The 1,014-nt window shown below is 66.4% G+C and carries 1 protein-coding gene; it reads left to right on the top strand.

What is annotated here, in order from left to right:
- A partial coding sequence (locus HU750_RS26940) for an AMP-binding protein (protein ID WP_186683375.1) occupies window positions 1-1,014 on the top strand: 1,014 nt, incomplete at both ends.

Genomic DNA, 1,014 nt, shown 5'->3' with positions numbered 1-1,014 from the left:
GGCCTGGACGCCAGTGACAGCGTGCTGCAGAAAACCCCGTTCAGCTTCGACGTGTCGGTGTGGGAGTTCTTCTGGCCGCTGATGACCGGTGCGCGCCTGGTCATGGCCCAGCCGGGTGCCCACCGCGACCCGCAGCTGCTGGTCGACACCATCAACCAGTACGCCATCAGCACGCTGCACTTCGTGCCGTCGATGCTGCAGGCGTTCATGACCCACGAAGCGGTGGAAAGCTGCCGCAGCCTCAAGCGTGTGGTGTGCAGTGGCGAGGCACTGCCGGCCGAGCTGGCGCGCCAGACCCTGCAGCGCCTGCCAGGGGCGGGCCTGTACAACCTGTACGGCCCGACCGAAGCGGCCATCGACGTCACCCACTGGACCTGCCGCGCGGACGAACGCATCAGCGTGCCGATCGGCCAGCCGATCGACAACCTCAAGACCCACATCCTCGAAGGCAGCCTGCAACCGGCGGTACGCGGCAGTGCCGGCGAGCTGTACCTGGGCGGCGTAGGCCTGGCCCGTGGTTATCACCAGCGCCCGGCGCTGACGGCCGAGCGTTTTGTGCCGGACCCGTTCAGCGACAACGGCGGGCGCCTGTACCGCACCGGTGACCTGGCGCGTTACAACGCCGATGGCGTGATCGACTACGCCGGGCGTCTCGACCACCAGGTGAAGATCCGCGGGTTGCGGATTGAACTGGGTGAAATCGAAGCGCGCCTGCTGGAATTGCCAGCGGTGCAGGAAGCGGTGGTGCTGGCCCAGGACGGGCCGAGCGGTAAACAGTTGGTGGGCTATGTGGTACCCGCCGACAGCACGCAAAACGAGGGCGCGTTGCGCGACAGCCTGCGTGAAGCCCTCAAGGCCGGCCTGCCGGATTACATGGTGCCTACGCACCTGCTGTTGCTGAGCACGCTGCCGGTAACACCGAACGGCAAGCTGGACCGCAAGGCCCTGCCGCAACCGGATGCCAGTTTGCTGCAAGGCGAATACATCGAACCCCAGACCGAAATGGAGCAGCAG

Origin of the sequence: Pseudomonas sp. SWRI50 (genome assembly GCF_014269095.1) — a bacterium.
Taxonomy (GTDB): domain Bacteria; phylum Pseudomonadota; class Gammaproteobacteria; order Pseudomonadales; family Pseudomonadaceae; genus Aquipseudomonas; species Aquipseudomonas kermanshahensis.
Note: the sequence above shows the minus strand (reverse complement) of the source record. Positions and strands in the feature narration are given on the sequence as shown.